This is a genomic window from Adlercreutzia sp. DFI.6.23 (assembly GCF_024462535.1).
GTDB classification, from domain to species: domain Bacteria; phylum Actinomycetota; class Coriobacteriia; order Coriobacteriales; family Eggerthellaceae; genus Adlercreutzia; species Adlercreutzia rubneri.
Window position 1 is genome coordinate 1 of sequence record NZ_JANGBP010000513.1, and the last position, 301, is coordinate 301.

1 protein-coding gene is annotated in these 301 nt (G+C 61.1%); it reads right to left on the reverse strand.

The window, feature by feature from the left end; all coding sequences use genetic code 11:
* Positions 1–32 precede the first annotated feature (32 nt).
* The coding region (locus tag NE591_RS14370; RefSeq protein WP_256156995.1) for a helix-turn-helix transcriptional regulator at positions 33–301 on the reverse strand (269 nt) is incomplete at its 5' end.

Sequence of the window (301 nt, forward strand, 5' to 3'; positions counted from 1 at the left end):
GCAGAAAATAAAGCTTCGGCCACTTTACTTGCCTATGAAGCCGAGACGGGCGCCGCCTCCCCCGTTCCCTCCTGATAGGACTCGATGAGATCGATGAGCTCTTGCTGGGAATGCACGTCGGTCTTGGCGTATATGTGCTTAATGTGCGTCTCGATGGTGCTCTTGGAAAGGGTCATGACCTCGCGCATGTAGGGCACCGATCGGCCGCGGCCCAGATAGCGCAGCACCTCGGTCTCGCGCGTCGAGAGCTTGAAGGCCTCGGCCATGGCCGCCACGTAGTCGACGGGCTCGGCGATCGGCG